Genomic DNA, 6,160 nt, shown 5'->3' with positions numbered 1-6,160 from the left:
AGTTGGGACCGCTCGCTCTCGACTCCGGCACCTCCACCGGACGAATGCGAGCCTGCCCGCTACGGCGAATATTCCGCCAAGCCAATTGCCCGTTGAAGCCCGGAGCGGCTTCCGCTAAGAAGCCGTGGCTGGCCGGCTCACCGGCTGGTTCGTTTTCCGGTTTCCCGGGAAGCACCCGTAGCTCAGCTGGATAGAGCGCTGCCCTCCGAAGGCAGAGGTCACAGGTTCGAATCCTGTCGGGTGCGCCATCTATTTGGCACCGCTGGCTGCTGGCACTGGCCGGCTAGGCGACCGCAGTTCGCGCGACGCCGTCCGCGCGCAGCTCAGATGGCGCTGAAGGTCAGCGCACGATGCCGCGGCAGGCCCAGGCGACGTTGGCGAAAGACCTCGGCCCATCGGCACGACCGGCCTCATAGGCATCGCGTACTGCAGCCTCCGTGCGGGTCCGCTCGGCTGCGTCGAGCGTGGTCATATATTTGCCGAGCGGGCCTTCGCCGGCGGCAATCGGCGCCCAGTAGTCGTCGAAATTCTGGTAGTCCATGCGGATCATCAGCTCGGTTTCGGTGACGTCGGTCAGGCCCTGTTCGACAAAGGTCCGCTTCATTTCGCCGGGCTGCATCATCGGCTGGAAACAGTAGCGATTGCGCATCTGGCGGCCGCTTTCGCTGAGCGCGGCAACGGTGTCAATCATCATGCGCATGGCCGGCATGCCGCCAAGATGGTCCCACACAACGGCGGCGACCACGCCGCCCGGCCGCGTTACGCGGCGCATCTCGGCCACCGCCTTGCCGGTCTCCGGCACGAAGTGAAGCACCAGCAGCGCAAGGGCGCGATCAAACGCATTGTCCTCGAAAGGCAGCGCCGTGGCGTCCGCCTGCTCAATGGTGATGCGCCGATCGGTGTTCCTCTCCTTCGCCGCCGCGACGAAGACGGCTGAGAAGTCGATGGCCTGGATTTCGGCGAGATCGCGCGACTTCGCCAGTTCGAAGGTCAGGCTGCCGGTACCGCAGCCGACGTCGAGGATCTTCTCGCCGCCGGCCAGGCCGACGAAGTCGATGAACTTGGGCGCGAGCCTGCGGCTCCAGCGGCCCATGAGCTGCTCATAGCCGGATGCGGCGTGAACGGTGAAGCTTGATGTCATCCCGTCCTCCCTTGCTGGTTTCAGCCTAGACCCACGCGGGAACCATGCCAAGCAACGAAACCAGCCGATCGTCCCGAGATCGCACAGGTTGGGCGTTGGCAGGAGCATACGACGCCGAGGCCGAGCGCCAGGTCGGTCTATCGCAACCAGAAATCGCCGCCGAGCGAGCCCGGATCGCCGAGATGAACGCGTTGTCGGAGGGCGTTCCTGTTTCGCCGCCGCAAACGAGGATGCCGACGCGTTCCGCGGCGTGATCGAGATCGCCTTGTGCGTTTCGCTGCCGCAGATCACCAGAGCGCATATGGCCGCAAAACTGGCCGAGCTGGGCGATCGCCGCTTGCCGCCGAATGCCAGCATCATCGATCGCGCCCGGATGGCATCCCTGCCTGCCGGCTGATCTTGTCGCAGTCCGGATTGCAACCTGTCCGCGACGTCTACGAGTGGAGACTTCGCTCACGCAGGCGTCGTTTTGCCGGTCGAAAGCGCTTCGAACACCTCGCCGGTTTCGGCCACGAGCGTCTGCATCAATTCGCCGGCAGGAAGCTCCCGGTTCAAGGCGGCCGCCTGCCCATAGAGATGGAAGGCGAAATCTCCTTTTGCACCGGCCTCGCCGAGCGGAGCGCTGAGCGCAACCATTTGCGGGAAGTCGGGGAGGTGCGCCCGGTTCACCTCCATCTCCAAGGCGAAGCGGGTGCGTCTCGCCCGCGCCGCGCGGCCGGTGAAGGCATCGGTGACCATCGTGTCCATGTCCGTGGCGGCGCGGATCAGGGCTTGGCGCGGTCCGTCCGTGCCGGCCTCGTCGCAAGACAGGAAGCCGGTGCCGATCTGCACGCCGCTGGCGCCAAGCGCGAAGGCGGCCGCTATGCCGCGGCCGTCGGCGATGCCTCCGGCGGCAATGACCGGCAGCTTGACGGCATCCACGACCTGGGGAACCAGCGCCAACGTTCCCACGCCGTCACCGGGACGGTTGGGGGCGTGCGATCCCCTGTGGCCACCTGCCTCCCAGCCCTGAGCTATGACCGCGTCGGCTCCGCCGTCGGCGAGTTGGCGCGCCTCGGCGACATTCGTCGCGGTGCTGAGAACCACGATCCCCGCCTGCTTCAACTTGGCGACCGCGGCCGCGTCCGGAATGCCGAAATGGAAGCTGACGACCGGTGGGCGGATCTCGAGCAGCAGTTCAAGCTTTTCTTCGTCGAAACCCGGTCCGATCGGCGGAAGCCTCCGCGAGGGTTCGTCGAGCGACAGCTCCTCGTAGTAGGGCCGCAGCCTGTCGATGACCTGGGTCAGTACGGCGTCGCTGGTGTCCGGTCTGGGAAAAACAAAGAAATTGAGGTTGAAGGGACGCTCGGTCGAGGCGCGCAGCTGGCGCGCAGCGGTGCGCAAGCCGTCCGGCAGCATCGATGCGCAGCCGAGCGATCCCAGCCCGCCGGCGTTGCTCACCGCGGCGGCGAGTTCCGGAGTCGCCGAGCCGGCCATCGGAGCCTGGATGATCGGGTGCTCGATCTTTAAGAGATCGCATAAACGACGGTTAGGCCACACGAGCGTTTTTCCTGTGTCGGGAAAGGAACACGCGCAGTCCATCATAGGCCCGGATCAAGACGGGGTCACCGGAATTGTGCGAGGCACGCTCCCACGCTCTCCCGCTCCACCAGCGGGCATTCAAGCTTGGTGATGGGATAGCGGCCGCGGCCGGGCGTCGGCGGTGCCTCCAATTGCTCGATCGCCCATTGGCCCATCGCCAGATGCGGCAGGATCGATGTGGTCAGCGGCGGGAAGAGGTGGCGGGCGATCTCCTCGTCGTCATAGCCGATCACGGAAATGTCGCCGGGGATATGCAGGCCCGCCTCCTTCAGCGCTTCGTAACAGCCGATTGCCGTGCGGTCGTTCTGGCAGAAGATGGCGGTCGGGCGGTCCTTCAGCGCAAGCAGCTTCACCGTCGCGGCATAACCGGCGCTGGCCGACCAGTCGCCCTCCACCACCAGGTCCGGATCGAAGGGGATGTCGGCGGTGGCCAAAGCGCGGCGATAGCCCTTCAGCCGATCCTGCGCCGCCTGCATCCAGGGCTCGCCGGTGATGGTGGCGATGCGGCGGTGGCCGCGGCTGATCAGATGCCGGGTGGAGCTCTGGCCGCCGGCGATCTCGGAAGGCACCACGGCCGGGAAGGCATAATCGGCGGTGTAGCAGTTGAGCAGGATGACCGGAATGTCGAGGCTGTAGAGGAACTCGGGCGCGGTGATCTCGCGGGTGAAGATGGTCATGTAGATCAGCGCCGAGAGGCCGCGCCGGGTGAGCGCCTGGATGGCACGCGGCTCCATGACGGCGTCACCCATGGTCTGCGCCACCAAGAGCACGTTGCCGGCATTCCACGAGGCCTGGCGCGCGCCCTCGATGGCCACAACCGCCTCGGGGCTGGTGGCGAGCTGGTCGACGGCAAAGCCGATGACGCCATCCAGCCCTTCGAAGGGCGTGACGGGCGGACGCAACGCTGAAAAGACCGGCGGCGAATAGCCCAGCGCTCTAGCTGCCTCGATCACGCGGTCGCGCGTCTGCTGCGACAGCCTGATGCCCGGCGAATTGTTGAGCACGAAAGAGACCGTCGCCTGCGAGCAGCCGGCGGCTCTCGCTATATCGGTCATGGTGACCCGGCCCTTGGGCTTGGCCGATGGCTTGCGGCGTCTGGACGTTTGCCGTGGATCGCGCAGTTGCGTCGGTTCGCTCATGGTCGTTCCCAAACCTGCCGGGCTGTTACGCAAAGCCCGCCACCCAGCAGGAATGCTTATAACTATTATCACATGAAAGGGCGTTGGCGCCAGCCACGGCACGCGGCGACAAAATGGCCAAAAAGGTCAGCAAAGCTGTCAGTTTTCACCAGTTTTGCCGACCCGACCAGCGCAAATCCTGCTTCCGCCGGCGCCCACCGCGGCACCCGGTTCGCCGTGGTTGGGGCGCCTGGCCGAACCCGCGACTAATACTATTTACTAATATCGGTAAGCGATCTACTGTCAACGCGTCGCCGAGCAAGCTGCGGCGACGGCATCTGGGAGGAGCGCAGGTTCGCTGCCCGGCAATTTGCCGGAAGAGGGCTGCCCTCGTCCTCACGAAAATGTCAGACAAATCGGACTATTTACGAACGTCAAATCTGTGTCTAGTGTTTCGGTCGCGGCTGGATCGGCCCCGGACTTAGGTGCCAGACCCTTGAGGAGGAGGGCGTCCAGGCCGCAGCCGAGACAGCAGCGATGAGTTTCAAAAGGGAGGTTGAAGCATGAAATCCATGATACGCAACGCGTCCGTCGCCGCGGCGGCCTTGGCTATTGGCCTGACGGCCAGCGCAGCCGTGCGCGCCGACGACAAGCCGACGCTGGCCTTTGTCGTCAACGGCGCGTCAGACTTCTGGAAGGCGGCGGAAGCCGGCGTGAAGAAGGCGCAGGGCGAACTGCCCGACTACAATCTCGAGCTGAAATATCCCGAGCAGTCGTCGGTCGCCATCCAGCAGCGCCTGATGGACGACCTGGTGACGGCCGGCGTGAAGGGCATCATGGTGTCGGCGGTCGACCCCAAGACCTCGACCGACGGGCTGAACAAGATCGCGTCGCAGACGGCTCTGTTCACCACCGACAGCGACGCCCCGCAGACCAAGCGCGTCGCCTATATCGGCTCGTCCAACGTCGATGCCGGCAAGCAGGCGGCCGAGATCGCCAAGAAGGCGATGCCGAACGGCGGCAAGTGCCTGGGCTTCGTCGGCCTGCTCGGCGCCGACAATGCCAAGGAGCGCATCGAGGGCATGAAGGAGGGGCTTGCCGGCAGCAAGATCGAGCTGGTGGACGTGCGCGGCGACGACATCGACCAGGCACGGGCCAAGAAGAATGTCGAGGACGCGCTGGTCGCCAGCCCCGACATCACCTGCATGGTCGGCTTCTACTCCTACAATACGCCGCGCATCTATGAGGCGCTTCGCGACGCCGGCAAGCTCGGCCAGATCACCGTCGTCGGCTTCGACGACGATCCGATCACGCTGGGGGGCGTCAAGGAAGGCACGGTTGCCGCGACCGTGGTGCAGCAGCCCTTCGAATGGGCCTATCAGGGCATGAAGCTGATGGCCGCCTACCTCAAGGGCGACAAGTCGGGCATTCCGGCCAACGGCTTGATCATCGTGCCGACCAAGATCATCGGCAAGGACGATGTCGACGCCTATGCCGCCAACCTGAAGGCGATGGCCGGCAAGTAATCGATGCACAGTTGCGCCGGCTCAAGCTTCGCCTTGAGCCGGCGTCCGTATTGACGGGCCGCATGCGGCCCGTCAGTCTGCAGCCCACCGGCTGCCGATAAGCGCGATGAACAATGGCGTGATGAATTATTCCGACCCATCCATCATCCAATCCGCTCCGTTCCTGAGCCTCGAGGCCGTGCGCAAGACCTATCCCGGCGTCGTGGCGTTGGACGGGTTCTCGATGGAGGTCAGGCCGGGCGAGGTGATCGGGCTGGTCGGCGAGAACGGCGCCGGCAAATCGACATTGATGAAGATCCTCGGCGGCGTGACGCGGCCGGACAGCGGCTCCGTCACCGTCGACGGCGTCGCGCATGACGGCTTGACCGTGGAAGCCAGCATCGGCTCCGGCATCGCCTTCGTGCATCAGGAGCTCAACCTGTTCGAAAACCTCGACGTCGCCGCCAACATCTTCTTCGGCCGCGAGCCGCTCAAGGCCGGGCCGCTGAAGCTGGTCGACCGCGCCAAGCTGCGCGAGATGGTGGCGCCGCTCCTGAAACGCGTCGGAGCCAATTTCTCGGCCGACGCGCCGGTCGCCTCGCTGTCGCTGGCGCAGCAGCAGATGGTCGAGATCGCCAAGGCGCTGTCGATCAAGGCGCGGCTGGTGATCCTCGACGAGCCGACCTCCAGCCTGCCAATCGCCGAGACCGAAAAGCTGCTCGACGTGATCAAGGGACTGCGGGCGGAAGGCATCAGCGTCATCTTCATCTCGCACCGCCTGCACGAGGTCGAGCGCGTCGCCGACCGCGTCGTGG

At 65.3% G+C, this 6,160-nt stretch carries 6 protein-coding genes and 1 tRNA gene; 4 read left to right on the top strand and 3 right to left on the bottom strand.

All coding sequences use genetic code 11. The features are described from left to right. The first annotated feature begins 171 nt into the window (after nucleotides 1-171). Nucleotides 172-248 (top strand) — tRNA-Arg (locus EOA60_RS14800). A 92-nt stretch (nucleotides 249-340) separates the two neighbouring features. Here the strand turns inward: EOA60_RS14800 and EOA60_RS14795 are convergent. Beyond that, on the bottom strand, nucleotides 341-1,141 hold the full coding sequence (locus tag EOA60_RS14795) for a class I SAM-dependent methyltransferase (protein WP_095825533.1): 801 nt from the start codon (nucleotides 1,139-1,141) through the stop codon (nucleotides 341-343). A 250-nt stretch (nucleotides 1,142-1,391) separates the two neighbouring features. Between EOA60_RS14795 and EOA60_RS37605 the strand changes: the two genes are divergently transcribed. Continuing rightward, a complete protein-coding gene (locus tag EOA60_RS37605; RefSeq protein ID WP_164748409.1) occupies nucleotides 1,392-1,538 on the top strand; it encodes a hypothetical protein in 147 nt (48 codons plus the stop codon). A 56-nt stretch (nucleotides 1,539-1,594) separates the two neighbouring features. Here the strand turns inward: EOA60_RS37605 and EOA60_RS14790 are convergent, their stop codons facing one another. Further along, nucleotides 1,595-2,680 carry a nitronate monooxygenase gene (locus EOA60_RS14790; protein ID WP_245479243.1) on the bottom strand — a complete coding sequence of 362 codons (1,086 nt, stop codon included), beginning with the start codon at nucleotides 2,678-2,680 and terminating at the stop codon, nucleotides 1,595-1,597. Nucleotides 2,681-2,745: 65 nt separating this feature from the next. Further along, a complete protein-coding gene (locus EOA60_RS14785; RefSeq protein WP_067323938.1) occupies nucleotides 2,746-3,861 on the bottom strand; it encodes a LacI family DNA-binding transcriptional regulator in 1,116 nt (371 codons plus the stop codon). A gap of 542 nt (nucleotides 3,862-4,403) precedes the next feature. Here EOA60_RS14785 and EOA60_RS14780 point away from each other — a divergent pair. Then, nucleotides 4,404-5,366 (top strand): sugar-binding protein, encoded by a 963-nt coding sequence (locus EOA60_RS14780; protein ID WP_067323936.1) that lies wholly within the window; start codon nucleotides 4,404-4,406, stop codon nucleotides 5,364-5,366. A 121-nt stretch (nucleotides 5,367-5,487) separates the two neighbouring features. Continuing rightward, nucleotides 5,488-6,160 (top strand): ATP-binding cassette domain-containing protein (locus tag EOA60_RS14775; protein WP_164899314.1); only part of this gene is annotated, 673 nt, incomplete at its 3' end.

It is taken from the genome of Mesorhizobium sp. M1A.F.Ca.IN.020.06.1.1 (assembly GCF_004023265.1).
GTDB lineage: Bacteria > Pseudomonadota > Alphaproteobacteria > Rhizobiales > Rhizobiaceae > Mesorhizobium.
Note: the sequence above shows the minus strand (reverse complement) of the source record. Positions and strands in the feature narration are given on the sequence as shown.